Source organism: Methylophaga pinxianii (assembly GCF_020447225.1).
Lineage (GTDB): Bacteria > Pseudomonadota > Gammaproteobacteria > Nitrosococcales > Methylophagaceae > Methylophaga > Methylophaga pinxianii.
Map to the genome: position 1 here is coordinate 25,606 of NZ_JAJAEO010000180.1, position 17,900 is coordinate 43,505.

At 43.7% G+C, this 17,900-nt stretch carries 18 protein-coding genes and 1 tRNA gene; all 19 read left to right on the top strand.

All coding sequences use genetic code 11. From position 1 onward, the window contains the following. Positions 1 to 28 precede the first annotated feature (28 nt). Positions 29 to 937, top strand: coding sequence for a cation diffusion facilitator family transporter (locus LGT40_RS11505; protein ID WP_226074564.1), 909 nt, complete (start codon positions 29 to 31; stop codon positions 935 to 937). A gap of 37 nt (positions 938 to 974) precedes the next feature. After that, complete coding sequence (locus LGT40_RS11510; RefSeq protein ID WP_226074562.1) at positions 975 to 1,562, top strand: nuclease-related domain-containing protein; 588 nt, start codon at positions 975 to 977, stop codon at positions 1,560 to 1,562. A 2-nt stretch (positions 1,563 to 1,564) separates the two neighbouring features. Then, positions 1,565 to 2,485 (top strand): 5'-nucleotidase, encoded by a 921-nt coding sequence (locus LGT40_RS11515; protein ID WP_226074560.1) that lies wholly within the window; start codon positions 1,565 to 1,567, stop codon positions 2,483 to 2,485. Continuing rightward, the gene (locus LGT40_RS11520; protein WP_226074558.1) at positions 2,482 to 3,921 is read left to right on the top strand and encodes an HDOD domain-containing protein; all 1,440 of its coding nucleotides are present in this window, start codon (positions 2,482 to 2,484) and stop codon (positions 3,919 to 3,921) included. Before LGT40_RS11515 ends, LGT40_RS11520 begins: the two co-directional genes overlap by 4 nt. A 67-nt stretch (positions 3,922 to 3,988) precedes the next feature. Continuing rightward, a tRNA-Leu gene (locus LGT40_RS11525) sits at positions 3,989 to 4,073 on the top strand. A 63-nt stretch (positions 4,074 to 4,136) separates the two neighbouring features. After that, positions 4,137 to 5,435 (top strand): trigger factor, encoded by a 1,299-nt coding sequence (tig, locus tag LGT40_RS11530; protein WP_226074556.1) that lies wholly within the window; start codon positions 4,137 to 4,139, stop codon positions 5,433 to 5,435. A 90-nt stretch (positions 5,436 to 5,525) separates the two neighbouring features. Further along, entirely contained in the window at positions 5,526 to 6,161 is a 636-nt protein-coding gene (gene clpP / locus LGT40_RS11535; RefSeq protein ID WP_264177890.1) for an ATP-dependent Clp endopeptidase proteolytic subunit ClpP, read from the top strand. 30 nt (positions 6,162 to 6,191) lie between these two features. Then, the gene (gene clpX, locus LGT40_RS11540) at positions 6,192 to 7,463 is read left to right on the top strand and encodes an ATP-dependent Clp protease ATP-binding subunit ClpX (RefSeq protein ID WP_226074555.1); all 1,272 of its coding nucleotides are present in this window, start codon (positions 6,192 to 6,194) and stop codon (positions 7,461 to 7,463) included. 145 nt (positions 7,464 to 7,608) lie between these two features. Continuing rightward, positions 7,609 to 10,044, top strand: a complete 2,436-nt coding sequence (gene lon / locus LGT40_RS11545; protein WP_226074553.1) for an endopeptidase La — start codon at positions 7,609 to 7,611, stop codon at positions 10,042 to 10,044. A 27-nt stretch (positions 10,045 to 10,071) separates the two neighbouring features. Next, a complete protein-coding gene (locus tag LGT40_RS11550; RefSeq protein ID WP_226074551.1) occupies positions 10,072 to 10,830 on the top strand; it encodes an SPOR domain-containing protein in 759 nt (252 codons plus the stop codon). Between the two features lie 110 nt (positions 10,831 to 10,940). Next, complete coding sequence (locus LGT40_RS11555) at positions 10,941 to 11,432, top strand: CvpA family protein (RefSeq protein WP_226074549.1); 492 nt, start codon at positions 10,941 to 10,943, stop codon at positions 11,430 to 11,432. Positions 11,433 to 11,452: 20 nt separating this feature from the next. Continuing rightward, positions 11,453 to 12,961, top strand: coding sequence for an amidophosphoribosyltransferase (gene purF / locus LGT40_RS11560; RefSeq protein WP_226074547.1), 1,509 nt, complete (start codon positions 11,453 to 11,455; stop codon positions 12,959 to 12,961). A gap of 68 nt (positions 12,962 to 13,029) precedes the next feature. Then, the gene (locus LGT40_RS11565) at positions 13,030 to 13,587 is read left to right on the top strand and encodes a YceD family protein (protein ID WP_226074545.1); all 558 of its coding nucleotides are present in this window, start codon (positions 13,030 to 13,032) and stop codon (positions 13,585 to 13,587) included. 34 nt (positions 13,588 to 13,621) lie between these two features. After that, positions 13,622 to 13,801, top strand: a complete 180-nt coding sequence (rpmF, locus tag LGT40_RS11570; RefSeq protein WP_069295354.1) for a 50S ribosomal protein L32 — start codon at positions 13,622 to 13,624, stop codon at positions 13,799 to 13,801. A 13-nt stretch (positions 13,802 to 13,814) separates the two neighbouring features. Then, positions 13,815 to 14,834: a phosphate acyltransferase PlsX gene (plsX, locus tag LGT40_RS11575; RefSeq protein WP_226074543.1), complete on the top strand. Its 1,020-nt coding sequence runs from the start codon at positions 13,815 to 13,817 to the stop codon at positions 14,832 to 14,834. Beyond that, complete coding sequence (locus LGT40_RS11580) at positions 14,831 to 15,790, top strand: beta-ketoacyl-ACP synthase III (RefSeq protein WP_285229305.1); 960 nt, start codon at positions 14,831 to 14,833, stop codon at positions 15,788 to 15,790. Before plsX ends, LGT40_RS11580 begins: the two co-directional genes overlap by 4 nt. A 17-nt stretch (positions 15,791 to 15,807) precedes the next feature. Continuing rightward, complete coding sequence (gene fabD, locus LGT40_RS11585) at positions 15,808 to 16,743, top strand: ACP S-malonyltransferase (protein ID WP_226074541.1); 936 nt, start codon at positions 15,808 to 15,810, stop codon at positions 16,741 to 16,743. A 2-nt stretch (positions 16,744 to 16,745) separates the two neighbouring features. Further along, complete coding sequence (gene fabG, locus LGT40_RS11590; protein WP_226074533.1) at positions 16,746 to 17,489, top strand: 3-oxoacyl-ACP reductase FabG; 744 nt, start codon at positions 16,746 to 16,748, stop codon at positions 17,487 to 17,489. Between the two features lie 138 nt (positions 17,490 to 17,627). Beyond that, positions 17,628 to 17,864, top strand: a complete 237-nt coding sequence (gene acpP, locus LGT40_RS11595; protein ID WP_014707198.1) for an acyl carrier protein — start codon at positions 17,628 to 17,630, stop codon at positions 17,862 to 17,864. Positions 17,865 to 17,900: the final 36 nt, after the last annotated feature.

A 17,900-nucleotide genomic window follows, 5' to 3' on the forward strand; every position in this document is an offset into this window, starting at 1 on the left:
AGTGATTGCGTCTCACTATACTGAGAACATGTTACGGTCTCAATACTTCAATAATGCCACGTTAATGCGAATCGCAAGTTATGCTTCGGTTGTCACTGCATTAATGCTTATAATTGCCAAGTTATTGGCATGGTATATTTCTGACTCGCTCAGTATTCTGGCAAGTCTGATTGATTCCAGCCTGGATTTACTGGCTTCTCTGGTTAATTTGCTGGCTATCAGACATGCATTACAACCGGCAGATAAAGAGCATCGTTTTGGACATGGCAAGGCTGAACCCCTGGCGGCATTAGGACAATCGATGTTTATTACCGGTTCAGCAATCATGTTGTTGTTCCAGGCCAGCGGTCGAGTCATTCATCCCCAACCACTTACCTCAGGTGTTCAATTGGGGGTCGGGGTGATGCTGTTTTCCATACTGGCCACAATTGGGCTGTTGTTACTGCAACGCTATGTTATTCACAAAACTAATTCTGCAGCGATCCGGGCTGATTCGTTGCATTACCGTTCTGATTTATTGATTAATTTGAGTGTCATTACGGCGTTGTTACTCACACAGTATGGGTTGATTTGGCTGGATCCGGTGATGGCAATTTGTATAGCCATTTATGTCTTGTTCAGTGCCTGGAGAATTTTAAAGGATGCTATCGATCTGCTGATGGACCACGAAATTACGGATGCAGAGCGACAACAGATATTTGATGTGGCTTTAAATCATCCCCTGACTAAGGGGATACATGATTTACGAACCAGACGATCTGGAACGACGGTTTTCATTCAATTACATCTTGAGCTGGATCCGCAACTCAGTTTGCAGAAAGCCCATGATGTCAGTAATGAGGTGAGTCGGGAGATTCTGGGATTATTTGATGAAGCTGAAGTAATTATTCATCAGGACCCTTTAAACGATGAGCCAATTGAACAAAGCCCGGCTTAATCGCCGTATAATATAAATTTTCGGGAGTAGTATTCGTTTGCTTGAGGAATTTTCTGTAGAGTTGGCCGCAGGGCTGAGCATAATTGCTATATTTGTTATCTGGTTACTCTATTGGCGTTTTTTTCGGAGAAGTTATTCGCAGATTCAAATCGAGCAAGTGTTAAAGCCCTACAAACAAGATGAATTGAAAAATATTATCCTGCCTGATGGTGTCGGTGGCTTACTGGAAATTGAAAAGATTTTTTTGCTTGAGCAGGGCATATTGATTCTGCGTGACTATCCAATCAGTGGTCATTTATTTGGAGCCGAAAAAATTGAACAATGGACTCAGATTGTGGATGGACGAAGCTATAAGTTCACCAATCCGCTTCATCATCTTGAACATGCGCGTCAGGCTATTCGTTCACTGATCCCTAAAATGCCGGTATTTTGCCATGTCGTTTTTACTGCAGACAGTAATTTTCCAAAAGGTAAACCCGCCGCCGTTTCGGTGTTGGCCAGTTTTGAGCAAGATATGCAAAGACTGTTTAATAGTCCCAAACTGCCTGCTGAAGCCAGAGAAAAAATGTGGGATGTAATTAAGCGCCATGCTCGAATAGACTCACAATCTTTAATCAGGGAGTAACTGTGGAAACGCCGACAAAACCATTGGTAGTGGCAATTTCATCACGTGCCTTATTTGATTTGGATGAAAGTCACCGTATCTACGAAGAGCAGGGCACAGAGGCCTATTGTCAGTTTCAGATCGAAAATGAGGATGTGCCTTTATCTCCCGGAGGGGCTTTTAACCTGGTTAAAAAGTTATTAGCTTTGAATGACAATAATCCAAAAACACCGCGGGTTGAGATCATTTTATTGTCGCGAAACAGTGCAGATACCGGATTAAGAGTTTTCAATTCTATTCAACACCATAAACTGGGTATTATTCGTGCTGTCTTTACTTCTGGCAGCAGTCCTTATCGTTATGTAGCCCCTTTCAGTGCGAATCTGTTTTTATCGACCAGCCCCGAAGATGTGCGCATGGCCCTGGAAGCAGGTATTGCCGCAGCCACCATATTGCCATCCAACCTAGGCAATAACTCTGAATCTGAGCAACTCAGAATTGCCTTTGATGGTGACGCCGTATTATTTTCAGATGAATCGGAACGTATCTTCAAAGAGCGCGGTTTGGAGGCATTTACTCAGAATGAACAGCAAACAGCCAGACAGGCTTTATCAGGTGGTCCATTCAAAGACTTTTTAATGGCTTTGAATCAAATTCAAACCGAATATCCCGAAAACAGTTCCCCCATTCGCACGGCATTGGTAACAGCACGTTCTGCACCCGCACATGAGCGGGTCATACGTACCTTAAGAGAATGGGGCATTCGTATCGATGAAGCTATTTTTCTGGGAGGGATGGAAAAAGGTCCTTTTCTCAAATCCTTTGGGGCAGATATCTTTTTTGACGATCAAGAGCGTCATTGTATTTCTGCAAAAGATCATGTGGCTACGGGACATGTACCCCATGGCATTGCGAATCAAATATTAAAAGACCACTCTGAATGACGCCCATTCCTGTCGCAGCGCAACGTTTTATCCGTCAACTGACGGATAAGCATATGCCGGTATTTCCCAACACCATGCTGGAGATCAATCAGATCCTTAAGCAAGAGGACAGTGCGGCAGTTGACGTTGCTCAAGTGATTTTACGAGATGCTGCACTAACTGGCCGATTATTAAAAATGGCTAATAGTGTTTATTACAATCCCCAAGGCCATCACATCAATACGGTTTCTCGTGCGCTTATGTTACTGGGGTTTGAGCAGGTGAAGGTACTGGCACTCACATTGGTGTTGATTGATTCACTCAAAGCCAGTAAACGCCATGACAAAGTATTGAAGGAAATGGCGACTTCATTGCATGCAGCTGTTCAGGCTCAAAACATGGCGTTACTCTGTCACTCTGAAATTTCCGAAGATATTTTTATCGCTGCATTATTATCCCGCCTCGGTCATATCACGTTTTGGGCGTTTGCCGATGACAAAACGGTATCAGCGTTTGAAGAAAATGGTGCTAAACCCGCGGTTGAAACAGAAATTTTAGGGTATACCCACCTTCAGCTTACTCAGGGCCTGGCTGAAGCATGGGCACTCAATGATTTATTGATAGAGAGTTTTCGACCGAGTGTTCAATCTGAAGCAGTACAAATTATTCGCTATGCCGGAAAGCTTGCGATAGAAACCTGTCACACCTGGAACAATACGAAATTAGCACCATGGTTTGAAAATGTTGCAACCTTAACTCATTGTGATTTGGATGGGCTAAAAACTTCAGTCTATTCCAGTGCCCTGGCAGCGCAGCAACTGCTCAACTTAACGGGAATCGAACGGACTGACGGGTTGATACCTTTGCCAAATGAAATTCAGATGGATAGCGAGCCCGAGCTGAATAATGTTATAGAACTTGCTGCGGTTTATCCCTCGCCGGACCAATCGATTCAACTTCGTATACTGCAAGATATTTCTCAAGCCATTCAGGAGCGACGCAGTATCAATCATATTCTTGAAATGGTGATGGAAGGCATCTACCGTGGAGCAGGGATGGATAGAGTTATTTTTGCCGTATTATCGCCTGACAAAAAACATCTGAATTGTCGATACGCTATAGGGAATCAAGATGAGCAGTTCTGTGAGTTATTACAGATCAACCTTGAGAACAATAGTGATTCCCAGTTTACCGCGCTTTTATTGGCTGATGACGCCTTATTATTAAATGCGTCACATCAAACTGAACTGAATAAACTCCAAAAAGAAAGCCATCTGTCACTACAAAATAAACCCATTCTGGCCATGCCGTTAAAAAGATCAAATAAACCCTTTGGTTTGTTTTTAGCCGATAGACACGCCTCAGACAGAGGTTTGGACGCGCGGGATCTGATTACTTTTCGTCAGTTTTGCCAACAGGCAGCCCTGGCATTCGCATTTTTGACAATACAAGGCTAGTTTTGGTCGGTTTATCTGGCTATAATGGCCGACTTGATTAGATATGTAAGCATATTTATAACGAATTGCGAGAGTGGCGGAATTGGTAGACGCGCTGGATTTAGGTTCCAGTAGGGTAACCTGTGAGAGTTCGAGTCTCTCCTCTCGTACCATTTACAATTGTCGGCGCGCAGACGCTAACAATGCGCTTAATCCCCGTGTTTGAGGTTTAAAGAATGCAAGTAACTGTAGAAAATGTCAGCGAACTCGGTCGTAAAATGACCATCACTGTGGAAGATGCGAATATCGAACAGGCCGTTCAAAAGCGGTTAGTTTCAATTCGCCCATCAGTTAAAATGGCTGGCTTCCGTCCCGGCAAAGTTCCTATGAACATGTTGGTTAAAACGCATGGCCCCTCAGCACGTCGTGAAGTGATTGATCAAATCGTTCAAGAAAGCATGCGCGAAGCATTTACCCAAGAAAAAGTTAATCCTGCAAGCCCGCCTCACATTGACAGTATGAAAGAGGAAGATGCAGCATTAATTTACACATTAAACTATGAAATCTTTCCGGAACTTGATGCTGTCAAATTGGATGGAATCAAATTAGAAAAAACAGTGGCCGAAGTCACTGATGAAGACGTTGATAAAATGCTGGAAACCCTGCGTGAACAACGCATGAGCTGGGAACCTCTCAAGCGCGCAGCTAAAGAAGAAGATGGTGTCACTATCGATTTTGTTGGCAGTATTGATGGAGAAGAGTTCCAAGGCGGTAAAGGTCAGGACGTATTAGTGGTCATTGGTAATGGCAGCATGCTGCCAGAGTTTGAGCAACAGCTCATTGGTGTGAAGCCAGACCAGGAGCTAACCATCTCAATGACCTTCCCGGAAGATTATCGAGCAGAGCATCTGCGTGGTAAAAAAGCTGACTTCGCCGTAACGGTCAAACAAGTTGCCAAGAAAAAACTGCCTAAATTGGATAAAGAGTTTGCCGAGCTCTGTGGTGTTGAGGGTGGTTTAGCAGCACTGAAAAAAGAAGTCCGTTCAAATATGGAACGTGAACTGGCTGCAGCATTGAAAAATGTGAATAAACGCAAAGCAATGGACAGCGTAGCAGCTAATAATGAAATTGCTTTACCAGAAGCACCAGTTGAACGTGAAGCGAACTACCTGATGGAACAGGCCAAGAATAATCTGCGAAATCAAGGTGTTAATGTTGAAGGTTTGCCTTTCGAGTTAAGCAACTTTAAAGAAAATGCTGAAAAACGTGTCAAACTGAGCTTGCTTATCGGTAAGATTATTTCCGACAACAAAATTCAACCTGAAGAAAAAAGGGTTCGCGAAGCAATTGAAGCTATCGCAGCCAGTTATGAAGATCCTGAAGATGTAATGAACTATTACATGACCAATCAGGATAAGTTATCTGAAATCCAAATGATGGTTGTCGAAGATACTGTTGTTGAATGGATTTACGATAATGTTAAAGTGGATGAAAAAGCATCTTCATTTTCTGAAGTGATGAATGCTGTAGCCTAAAGGCACTAGCACGTTTTTATACAAACACAGCCCGTGCTCAAACTTTTGGGCATGGGCTATTTTTTTATTTGGCATTAAAACAGGACCGCTATGAGCACAATATTTTCTGAGCATCTGAATCCAGTTCAAAATGCATTGGTTCCTATCGTAGTTGAACAGACCTCACGTGGTGAGCGTTCATACGATATTTATTCCCGCCTGCTGAAAGAACGTATTATTTTTCTTGTCGGTCAGGTGGAAGACCATATGGCAAATTTGATCGTGGCACAGATGTTATTTCTGGAATCAGAAAATCCCGATAAAGATATTCACCTGTATATTAATTCTCCAGGCGGGGCCGTGACTGCTGGTTTAGCAATTTATGACACAATGCAATTTATCAAACCTCAAGTCAGTACATTATGTATTGGTCAAGCAGCAAGCATGGGGGCATTATTGTTAACCGCTGGCGCTAAAGGCAAACGTTTTGCACTGCCTAATTCGCGCATTATGGTGCATCAACCGCTGGGAGGTTTCCAAGGGCAAGCTTCGGATATAGATATCCATGCCAAAGAAATTTTGAGTATTCGTGATAGATTAAATGGAATTATGGCTCATCATACCGGTCAAGATATTGAGAAAATTGAACGTGATACAGATCGTGACAATTTCATGAATGGTGAACAGGCAGCAGAATATGGTTTAATTGATGCTGTAATGAGTAGCCGACCTGCAGAAAAGTCTTAAGCAATCCACAAAAGGTAGGAAAGTAGAGCGATGAGCGACGACAAAAAAAACGACGACAAATTACTTTACTGTTCATTCTGCGGTAAAAGTCAGCATGAAGTAAAAAAATTAATCGCTGGCCCTTCGGTCTTTGTCTGCGATGAATGTGTAGAGCTGTGCAACGATATTATTCGTGAAGAGCTTCAAGAAAAAACAGACGAAAAAGCTGACTCAAGATTGCCTTCTCCTCACGAGATTGATGCAGCCCTCAACAATTACGTTATTGGTCAGGTCAAAGCTAAGCGCGTTTTATCTGTAGCGGTATATAACCATTACAAACGTCTGCGCCATGGCACCAAGAATGATGATGTGGAGTTGTCGAAAAGTAACATCCTGCTGATTGGACCTACGGGAAGTGGTAAAACGCTGCTTGCTGAAACGTTGGCGAGGCAGTTGAACGTTCCTTTTACTATGGCTGATGCAACGACATTGACCGAAGCCGGTTACGTTGGTGAAGATGTGGAAAACATCATTCAGAAGTTATTACAGAAATGTGATTACGATGTCGAAAAGGCCGAAACAGGGATTGTTTACATCGATGAGATCGATAAGATTTCGAAAAAATCTGATAACCCATCCATTACTCGTGATGTTTCAGGTGAAGGTGTACAACAAGCTTTATTGAAATTGATTGAAGGCACCATTGCTTCTGTTCCACCACAAGGAGGCAGAAAGCATCCTCAACAGGAGTTTCTGCAAGTTGATACCAGCAAAATTCTCTTCATTTGTGGTGGTGCCTTTGCGGGGTTAGATAAGGTTATCCGTAATAGAACACATAAAGGTGGAATTGGCTTTTCTGCAGATGTGAAAAGTGTTGATGCCAATGCGCCGACAAGTGAAGCACTAAGAGCGGTTGAGCCGGAAGATTTGATTCAGTATGGTTTAATCCCGGAATTTGTTGGCCGTTTGCCAGTGGTCGCGACGCTTGAAGAATTAAATGAAGCTGCATTGGTGCAGATTTTAACCGAACCCAAAAATGCCTTAACCAAGCAATATGAAAAATTGTTTGAGTTAGAGGACTGTGAATTGGAATTCAGAGCTGACGCTTTACGTGCAATAGCGCGCAAGGCTATGGAACGTAAAACGGGCGCTCGCGGTTTGCGCTCAATTATCGAAAACGTACTGTTGGATACCATGTTTGATCTGCCATCTTTGGACAATGTGACCAAAGTGGTCGTCGATGAGAGTGTTATCAATGGTGAAAACACGCCGATTTTGATTTACGAAGATCAACATGCTGATCTCGCATCAGGTGATAAATAAATCATACCTGATTGATCTTTAAACGCTTTGGCTGAAATTAACGCGCTCGTTACATTCGAGCGCTTGATTTATTGATGCCTGTCCCCATATTGTTTTCACGAACACGATAACCGTGTCTGTTGACTCCCTAAAGAGGTCTGCATTGATGGAAAAAGAATTTGAATCCGCATCAACCGATGACAATACATTACAAAAAGTCCCTGTATTGCCATTGCGTGATGTCGTTGTATATCCACATATGGTTATTCCTTTATTTGTTGGACGTGAAAAGTCCATCAAAGCATTGGAACATGCTACCGATGAAAACAAGCAAGTATTATTAGTCGCTCAAAAAGATTCTGGCGAAGATTCGCCTGCACCAGAAAATCTTTATGAAACAGGAACCTTAGCAAATATTCTGCAGTTACTGAAGTTGCCTGACGGTACTGTAAAGGTTTTGGTTGAAGGCACGCAGCGAGCCAAAGTCGCTTTGTATGATAATTCCAATACTTTTCTTGAGGCAGAAGTCGCTACCTTTATTGATGAGCATCCTGATCAGCGAGAAGCAGATGTATTGATGCGAACACTGCTGGGTCAGTTTGAACAATACGTTAAGCTCAATAAAAAAATTCCACCAGAAGTGATTGCGTCGTTATCCAGTATTGAAGATCTGGCCCGTATGGCAGATACCGTTGCTGCGCACATGACACTGAAGCTTGAAGATAAGCAACTTCTTCTGGAAATGTCTGATGTGAAAGATCGCATCGAAAAATTAATGGCATTTCTGGAATCTGAAATCGATATTCAGCAAATCGAAAAGCGCATTCGCAACCGCGTTAAGAAGCAGATGGAAAAAAGCCAGCGTGAATATTATCTGAATGAGCAGCTTAAAGCCGTTCAGAAAGAGCTGGGTGAATTAGATGATAGTGGTAATGAAGTCGAGGAGTTGGCTGAAAAAATTGCTACTGCGGGTATGAGCTCAGAAGCCCGGGAGAAAGCTGAATCTGAACTCAAAAAGTTAAAGATGATGTCGCCAATGTCTGCCGAAGCAACAGTGGTGCGAAACTACATCGAATATTTACTCGAGGTGCCTTGGAAAAAACGTTCGCGTGTCACGCTGGACCTTGATCATGCGCAAAAAGTGCTGGATGAGGACCACTATGGCTTGGAAAAAGTCAAAGAACGTATTATTGAATATCTCGCGGTTCAAAAACGGGTTAAGAAATTAAAAGGTCCGATTCTTTGTTTAGTCGGACCTCCAGGTGTGGGTAAAACATCTATCGCGCAATCTATTGCCCGTGCAACGAATCGTAAATTCAGTCGTATGGCACTTGGTGGGGTACGTGATGAAGCGGAAATCCGTGGTCATCGCCGGACTTATATCGGTTCTATGCCTGGCAAAGTTATTCAGAATATTTCCAAAACCGGTGTGCGTAACCCACTGTTTCTGCTGGATGAAATTGACAAAATGGCACAGGATTTTCGAGGCGATCCTGCTTCAGCCTTATTAGAAGTGCTGGATCCTGAACAAAACTCGACATTTGCCGACCATTATCTGGAAGTTGAATACGATTTATCGGATGTTATGTTTGTTTGCACGGCTAATACGCTGAATATTCCTGACGCATTGCGTGACCGGATGGAGATAATTCGCTTAGCTGGTTATACCGAAGATGAAAAACTGAATATTGCCTTGCAGTACCTACTGCCAAAAGCGATTAAGGATAATGGGTTGAAACCCGGTGAAATCGAAATTACTGAGCAAGCGGTTATGGAAATTATTCGCCGTTATACTCGCGAAGCCGGGGTTCGGAATTTACAGCGTGAAATTTCAAAGATTTGTCGCAAACTGGTCAAACAAATTCTGCGTGAAACTCCCACAGAAACTGTGGTCGTCACTGCCGATAACCTGGAGGAATATCTGGGTGTTTATCATTATCAATACGGTGTGGCAGAAGAGGATGATCGAATTGGTCAAGTTACCGGTCTTGCCTGGACAGAAGTCGGTGGTGAATTACTTACGATAGAATCAGCGTTTATGCCCGGTAAAGGTAAAGCCAGCTATACCGGCAAACTTGGCGATGTTATGCAGGAGTCCATTCAGGCAGCGACCACCGTTGTTCGCTCCAGGGCGATAGAGTGGGGTATTGCCGAGGATTATCTGCAAAGTCATGATCTGCATATCCATGTACCTGAAGGTGCCACACCTAAAGATGGACCAAGTGCAGGTATTGGTATGTGTACTGCGTTAGTCTCTGCGATTACGGGGATTCCGGTAAAATCCAATGTGGCGATGACAGGAGAAATTACGTTACGCGGCGAAGTACTGGCGATAGGTGGCTTGAAAGAGAAGTTGTTAGCGGCACATCGTGGTGGAATAGATACGGTTTTGATTCCAAAAGATAACGTGAAAGACTTACGGGAAATTCCTGATAATGTAAAATCTGGTCTGGAGATTATCCCGGTACGGTGGATTAACGAAGTTTTGGAAAAAGCACTGCAACATATGCCAACCAAGGTTTTACCGACTCCGGATACGGCGACTGTGCTACCACCAGAACAAGCCAGTTTTCACGAAGTCAACACACAAAACCGACACTAACTTGATTAAAGCGAGCTACGGAGATTTATGATGACTCTAAAACAACAACAGCGTTTAATCGGGACGCTTTTGCTGGTTTTTTTCATCGCCGTGCTCGCTTATATCGTTTTATCAAAAGTCAGTCGGACCGAATCTGAACGTCAAATCCCAGAAGAAGACCCGATTCAATTTTCTTCTGTGATTGAACCCATGCAGGAAAAACCAGCTGAGGATGAGAATGACTCAGATACTTCTTTTACCGAAGAAGCATTTGTTGAGATTGATCCTGAGGTCAAGGTAGAAGACGACTCTGAGGAATTATCACCAGTTCCTGAACCTGGCGTTACACAACCAGTAGTGGAACCAGAAGCCGTTGCACCAGAACCTATTGCTGAAGCACCTAAAGAGCCTGAACCGGCTCCGAAACCAGCACCCGAGCCGACTCCGAAACCTGAACCAAAACCAGTACCTGAACCTGAACCAAAATCAGTACCTGAACCAAAATCGGCGGCAACACCCGCTAAACCTGATGTCTCATCAACCACTAAAGCCGAAGTTCCGACAGATGTCGTTTCGGGATGGATTCTGCAATTGGGCAGTTTTTCAGTGGAGTCCAATGCAACCAGTCTTAAAAAGCAATTAGAGGAGCTGGGGTATAAACCGATGATTGAGCAAACTCGCTCGGGGGGGAGTGTGATCTACCGCGTGAGATTACAGCCCAATTCAGACCGCGCGACTTTAGAAAAGACGGCAGAATCAATTCGTAACAAATTAAATTTAAATACCCAGATATTTCCATATCCGTAATGCATCACAATGTCATCAACATGCAATCTGATATGTGTAAATATATTGGGTTAGCTTTTGTAATTCTGATAAAATTACCCTTTTAATACGCAGCTCGACGCGGAGTCTTAATGAACTGGGTAGATTATTTAATAATCGGCATTATTTTGATTTCGTCGGGCATCAGTATCGTTCGTGGGTTTATAAAAGAAGTCTTATCATTAATTAGCTGGGCGGTGGCGATTTGGGTCGCTTTTATGTTCTTTGCCAATTTTGCCAGCCTGTTAACACCATATATCGATACTGCAACCATACGTTTATTTATCGCTTTTTTTGTCTTATTTGTTGTCACATTAATACTCGGCGCACTAGTCAATCATTTGATCTCTCAACTGGTAGAAAAAACAGGGCTCAGTGGTACTGATCGCGCGCTTGGGGTGATTTTCGGTATTCTTCGAGGTGTCGCAATTGTCACTATATTAGTGCTTGCAGCAGGTGTAACCCCCATGCCATCGGATAGTTGGTGGCAAAACTCGTTATTGTTACAACACTTCGAAGACCTAGCCGTTTGGGTCAAGCAACTGTTACCAGCAGATGTTGCTGAGCACGTTAACTTCAACTAATCCTGACAGGGTAAATTTTTATGTGTGGAATCATTGGTATTGTAGGTCATTCTGAAGTTAATCAAGCGCTTTATGATGGTCTGACAGTTCAACAACATCGTGGTCAGGACGCTGCGGGAATCATGACATGCGATCAAACCGGACGTTTTTATCTGCGCAAAGATAATGGTTTGGTAAAAGATGTGTTTCATACCCGTCATATGATCCGTCTCAAAGGTTCAATGGGGATTGGACATATTCGATATCCGACCGCAGGTTGCTCAAACTCAGCTGAATCACAACCGTTTTATGTCAATTCTCCGTTTGGTATTGCACTGGCACACAATGGCAACCTGACAAACGCACAGGTTTTATCTGACCAGTTGTTCAAAAGTGATCGTCGTCATCTTAATACGGGTTCTGACTCCGAAGTTCTATTGAATATACTGGCCCACGAATTACAAACATCAGGAAAGCTTAAACCACAGCCGGAAGATATTTTTAAAGCAGTTGCGCAAGTTCATAAACGTTGTAAAGGAGCCTACGCTGTTGTCGCAATGATTGCCGGGGTCGGTATGCTGGCTTTCCGTGATCCTTATGGCATCCGTCCTGCAGTAATAGGCAAGCGCGAAACAGATTTAGGGACAGAATATGTTGTTGCATCTGAAAGCGTTGCCATAGACACGCTTGATTTTGAATTAATGCGTGACGTACAGCCTGGAGAATGCATTTTTATCGATATGGAAGGCGGTTTCCATAGTCAACAATGTGCTGAAAACCCGATTAAATCACCGTGTATTTTTGAATACGTTTATTTTGCCCGCCCAGATTCCATGATGGATGGCATCTCTGTCCATAAAAGTCGGATGCGCATGGGGACAAAACTGGCGGAAAAAATTAAACGCGAATTCCCGGATCATGATATCGATGTGGTTATTCCGATTCCGGACACCAGCCGGAGTGCCGCGCTGCAGCTCTCTTATGACTTAGGCGTGGTGTATCGCGAAGGGTTTATCAAAAATCGTTATATTGGCCGCACTTTTATTATGCCTGGTCAACAGCAACGTAAAAAATCTGTCCGCCAGAAGTTGAATGCGATTGATTTGGAGTTCCGTGACAAAAATGTGCTGTTAGTGGATGATTCCATCGTGCGTGGCACTACCTCACAACAAATTGTGCAAATGGCGCGTGATGCCGGCGCTAAAAAGGTTTATCTGGCTTCGGCTGCGCCGCCGGTCCGTTTCCCCAATGTGTATGGCATAGATATGCCATCACCTTCAGAATTTGTTGCGCATAATCGTAATGTTGATCAAATTGCCGAAGAACTTGGCGTGGATTGGTTGATTTATCAGGATCTGAAAGATCTGGTTGAAGCCATTAACAAGAAAAGTGATGTTGAGCGCTTTGATACTTCCTGTTTCGATGGTGATTACATCACCGGCGATATAGATGAGACATACTTGTATTACATAGATGCGCTACGCAATGACACGTCAAAACAAAGCGCAGAAGAGGGTAATGTCACTATTGAGCTGCATAACGATGTCTAAACAGTTCATTAAACACGAGCATTTCCAATCAGTTATCCCTGCAGAATGCAGCAGGGACAAACAGCTTTTTGCTGTTTGATACCAATTCTTATATAATCCCGTCGATTATGCATCAGCAATTACCAAAAGAGATTGACCCGTTTCGTTTTGCTCATAGCGGTTTACAGATAGCCGGAGAAATTCCCGTCAGTAAAATGCCGCGATTGAGTGAAATGCTTTATGACGATTCGGGGATAGTTTCTGTTGATATGCAGTTTGATATTGATACAACGGGCACGCCTTATATGCGTGGCCAATTTGCGGTAACAGTTAATCTGCTCTGCGAGCGTTGTATGGAGCCGATGGCGCATACCATGAGCATCAATACTAAATTGGCCCTGGTTCGGCATGAAGGAAAAATCGAAGGGCTGGCTGAACAATATGAGCCCTGGATACTAAACGATGCAAAACAAGTTGATCCGGCGCAAATCGTCGAAGATGAGTTAATTCTCGCTTTGCCAATAGTGCCAAAACATGATTATTCCTGTTTGCCTGAGCAGTTGTGGCAGGCAGGAGAAGAGGAAATTGAGCCTGAGAAACCAGTCTCACCGTTTGCAGTGTTATCTGCATTGAAATCGAAAAAGTAATTTATTTATCGTATTGGGTTTAGGAGTTTAAGCCATGGCTGTTCAAAAGAGTAAAAAGAGTCCTTCACGTCGCGGCATGCGTCGTTCACATGATGCATTAACTGAATCAACATTGTCTGTTGACTCAACGTCAGGTGAATTACACCGTCGTCACCACGTTACAGCTGACGGTTACTACCGTGGCCGCAAAGTTATTGCTGACAAGAGTGAATAAGGCTTAACAGAAATTGACTTTAACAATTTCGATCGACGCTATGGGCGGGGATCACGGACCTCAAGTCGTGATCCCCGCTGCTATATCAACACTGGAAAGGCATAAGGATGTTGAGCTGATTTTGGTTGGTGATGAAGCCACCGTATCAGCTGAGTTAGCCAAACATCAGTTTGCCGACAAACATCGGATGAAAATTCATCATGCCTCCCAGACGGTAGGTATGGATGAACCTCCTTCATCAGCACTTCGCGGTAAGAAAGATTCTTCAATGCGTGTGGCCATTAATCTTGTAAAAGAGGGCCAGGCTGCTGCGTGCATTAGTGCCGGAAATACCGGTGCATTAATGGCTACAGCACGATTCGTGTTGAAAACGCTGCCGGGAATTGAACGTCCAGCAATTATTACAGCATTACCGACTATGCGGGGACACACATACGTACTCGATCTGGGCGCAAATGTGGACTCAACTGCTGAGCATTTGGTGCAATTTGCTTTAATGGGCTCGGTTTTAGCGGAGTTAATTGACGGTAAACCAAATCCAACAGTAGGACTGCTGAATGTTGGTGCTGAAGAAATTAAAGGTAATGAGCGAGTGAAGGAAGCGGCTCGTTTATTGGCCAAAACAGATTTGAACTATTATGGATTTGTTGAAGGTGATGGCCTTTATCATGGTGAGGTGGACGTATTAGTTTGTGATGGCTTTGTCGGCAATGTAGCGTTAAAAGCCAGTGAAGGTGTCGCGCATATGATTCGTCATTATTTGCGTCAGGCTTTCAACCGCAACTGGTTTACCAAAATTGCCGGGCTCATTGCCTACCCTGTGCTGAAACATTTCAGTAAAGAGCTTGACCCGCGTGCCTTTAATGGAGCTAATCTGATTGGCCTGCAAGGAATTGTTATTAAAAGTCATGGTGGGGCGGATGCATTTGCTTTTGCCAATGCCATTAATATCGCCGTGCTTGAAGCCAGGAAAGATGTGCCAAAAAATATCACTAAACATCTTGAGACTCTTTTAGAGGAACAAGTGTTGTGATTTATTCCAGAATTGCCGGGACGGGCAGCTACTTACCGGAAAAAATACTCACTAACATTGATTTAGAATCAATGGTTGAAACCAGTGATGAATGGATAACAGATCGCACAGGTATTAAAAAAAGACATATTGCCGCCATTGATGAAACCACAACGGATTTAGCTTATTACGCTGCTAAAGATGCCATTTCCGCTTCAGGTTTAAAGCATCGCGACATTGATATGATTATTGTCGCCACCACCACGCCAACACGTGTATTTCCGAGTACAGCAGCGCTGGTCCAGCAAAAGCTGGGCATCCATGGTTGTCCAGCTTTTGATATTCAGGCGGTTTGTACGGGTTTTGTATACGCATTGACTGTGGCAGACAAGTTTATTAAATCCGGTAGTGCTAAAAATGTATTAGTCATCGGTGCAGAAACCTTGTCACGGATCGTGGACTGGACTGACCGCAATACCTGCGTATTATTTGGTGATGGAGCTGGTGCCGTCGTGCTTCAAGCTTCATCTGAAGCTGGCGTTTTATCGACCCATATTCACTGTGATGGCAGCTTTAATAATCTGCTACATGTCCCAACAGGACCTGGCAGTGCAATAACTGAAGATCCTGCTTATATTGAAATGCAGGGAAATGAAGTGTTCAAAATTGCTGTGAAAACGCTTAGCAAAATTGTCGATGAAACACTTGATGCAAACCAACTAGATAAACAAGATATTGATTGGCTGATTCCACATCAGGCTAATATCCGAATTATTGCAGCCACAGCCAAAAAATTGAGTATGTCTATGGACAGTGTTGTCGTCACTGTTCAGGATCATGGTAATACCTCTGCGGCATCTATCCCACTGGCACTTGATGTGGCTGTGCGTGATGGTCGCATCAAACGTGGAGAAACATTATTGTTCGAAGCGTTTGGTGGAGGATTTACCTGGGGCTCGGCGCTCGTCAAATTTTAATCTGAGGTATTTTATCAATGCATTCAGCGTTTATTTTCCCCGGCCAAGGTTCACAGTCAGTGTCCATGCTTGCCGAGTTATCTGAATCTTTTCCGCAAGTACAACAAACATTTGCCGAAGCCAGTGAGGTGCTTGGGTATGATTTATGGTCATTAGTGCAAAATGGACCTGAAAGCGAACTTAATCAGACAGACAAAACCCAACCAGCCATGCTGGCTGCCGGAATTGCTGTCTGGAGATGCTGGCAAGCTATGAGTGACTATAAACCTGCTTATTTTGCTGGTCATAGCTTAGGAGAATATACAGCGTTGGTGGCAGCTGAGGCGCTGGATTTTAAAGCCGCTATCAAACTGGTTGAAAAACGCGGTCAATTAATGCAGCAAGCGGTTCCAGCAGGTGAAGGCGCTATGGCGGCCATCCTGGGATTGGAGGATGATGCAGTAAAAGCAGTTTGTGAGCAGGCCAGTGTTGAGGGCATTGTTGAAGCCGTCAATTTTAATTCACCTGGTCAGGTGGTGATCGCCGGTAGCAAAGCTGCTGTTGATAAAGCCGTTGAAATTGCGACCGAAAATGGCGCCAAACGAGCTTTGTTATTGCCGGTTAGCGTGCCTTCTCATTGTGCTTTAATGCGTCCGGCTGCCGAAGAACTATCTAAAGAACTGGAATCAATAACTATTCAAGCCCCACAAATCCCAGTGATTCATAATGCCAGTGTAACGACTACAGTCAACCCTGTTGAAATTCGTCAATTATTGGCAAAACAGTTGTATAACCCGGTACGTTGGGTTGAAACAGTTGAATGGCTAACGGCAAACGGAGTAGATACACTGGTTGAGTGTGGGCCAGGTAAGGTATTGGCAGGATTAAGTAAACGTATCGATAAAAGTTTGCAGGCTTTACCTATATTTGATTCGGTAACGCTGCAGAAAACCCAAGAAGCATTAGGAGAATAATAATGAGCCTTCAAGGTAAAGTTGCTTTGGTAACAGGTGCCACTCGTGGTATCGGGCGAGCGATTGCGTTGAGTCTGGGCGAGCAGGGAGCAACTGTAATCGGAACTGCTACCTCAGAAAACGGTGCCGCAGCTATCAGTGACTATCTACAATCTGCAGGCATTCAAGGCAGAGGTATGGTGTTAAATGTCACTCAGGAATCAGCCATTGATGCTGTCGTAACAGCAATCGAAACAGAATTTGCCGCACCAGATATTCTGGTCAATAACGCCGGTATTACTCGTGATAATTTACTTATGCGAATGAAAGACGAGGAATGGGACGAAATTATTAATACCAATCTCACCCCCATTTTTAAATTAAGTAAACGTTGTGTTCGGGCAATGACAAAAGCACGTTGGGGCCGAATTATTAATATTACTTCTGTTGTTGGAGTAATGGGCAATGCCGGCCAAACCAATTATGCTGCAGCTAAAGCAGGCGTTATTGGCTTTAGCAAGTCACTTGCACGTGAGGTTGGGGCTCGTGGTATTACTGTAAACAGTGTTGCTCCGGGCTTTATTGATACCGATATGACCAGTGGTTTGCCAGAAGCGCACAAAACGGCATTACTGGAACAGGTGCCGGTAAAACGCCTCGGTGAGGCAGAAGAAATTGCCGCTGCGGTCAGCTTTTTAGCCAGTCCTTTAGCAGGATATATTACCGGCGAAACGCTGCACGTAAATGGCGGCATGTATATGAATTAAGGGCCTGAATCTGCTGAGACTTAGGTTTTTTATTGTGGAGATATTTTTCGGACAAGGCTTCCAGCTTGTCTCCGCAGTGCTCGCACTATAAAATGCCAGCACGTTGTTTGTACTTAACCACCAAAGGAAACAGATGTTATGAGTGATATTGAAGCTCGAGTAAAAGAAATTGTTGTCGAACAATTAGGTGTAAATGCCGATGAAGTAACTGCCGATGCTTCATTTATTGATGATCTGGGTGCTGACTCGCTGGACACTGTTGAGCTGGTTATGGCATTGGAAGAAGCATTTGAATGTGAAATTCCTGATGAAGAAGCTGAAAAGATCACTACAGTAAAAGAAGCCGTCGCTTATATTAATTCTGTTCAGTCTTAATATTACAGATTGCTTCAGATGTAGCCGTCTAGTATG

Excerpts from the sequence above, each read along its gene's own strand:
- LGT40_RS11520 (WP_226074558.1), top strand. The coding sequence starts at position 2,482 with ATGACGCCCATTCCTGTCGCAGCGCAACGTTTTATCCGTCAACTGACG.
- fabG (WP_226074533.1), top strand. The coding sequence starts at position 16,746 with ATGAGCCTTCAAGGTAAAGTTGCTTTGGTAACAGGTGCCACTCGTGGT.
- tig (WP_226074556.1), top strand. The coding sequence starts at position 4,137 with ATGCAAGTAACTGTAGAAAATGTCAGCGAACTCGGTCGTAAAATGACC.
- LGT40_RS11505 (WP_226074564.1), top strand. The coding sequence starts at position 29 with ATGTTACGGTCTCAATACTTCAATAATGCCACGTTAATGCGAATCGCA.
- purF (WP_226074547.1), top strand. The coding sequence starts at position 11,453 with ATGTGTGGAATCATTGGTATTGTAGGTCATTCTGAAGTTAATCAAGCG.
- clpP (WP_264177890.1), top strand. The coding sequence starts at position 5,526 with ATGAGCACAATATTTTCTGAGCATCTGAATCCAGTTCAAAATGCATTG.
- acpP (WP_014707198.1), top strand. The coding sequence starts at position 17,628 with ATGAGTGATATTGAAGCTCGAGTAAAAGAAATTGTTGTCGAACAATTA.
- fabD (WP_226074541.1), top strand. The coding sequence starts at position 15,808 with ATGCATTCAGCGTTTATTTTCCCCGGCCAAGGTTCACAGTCAGTGTCC.
- rpmF (WP_069295354.1), top strand. The coding sequence starts at position 13,622 with ATGGCTGTTCAAAAGAGTAAAAAGAGTCCTTCACGTCGCGGCATGCGT.
- LGT40_RS11555 (WP_226074549.1), top strand. The coding sequence starts at position 10,941 with ATGAACTGGGTAGATTATTTAATAATCGGCATTATTTTGATTTCGTCG.
- lon (WP_226074553.1), top strand. The coding sequence starts at position 7,609 with ATGGAAAAAGAATTTGAATCCGCATCAACCGATGACAATACATTACAA.
- LGT40_RS11550 (WP_226074551.1), top strand. The coding sequence starts at position 10,072 with ATGATGACTCTAAAACAACAACAGCGTTTAATCGGGACGCTTTTGCTG.
- clpX (WP_226074555.1), top strand. The coding sequence starts at position 6,192 with ATGAGCGACGACAAAAAAAACGACGACAAATTACTTTACTGTTCATTC.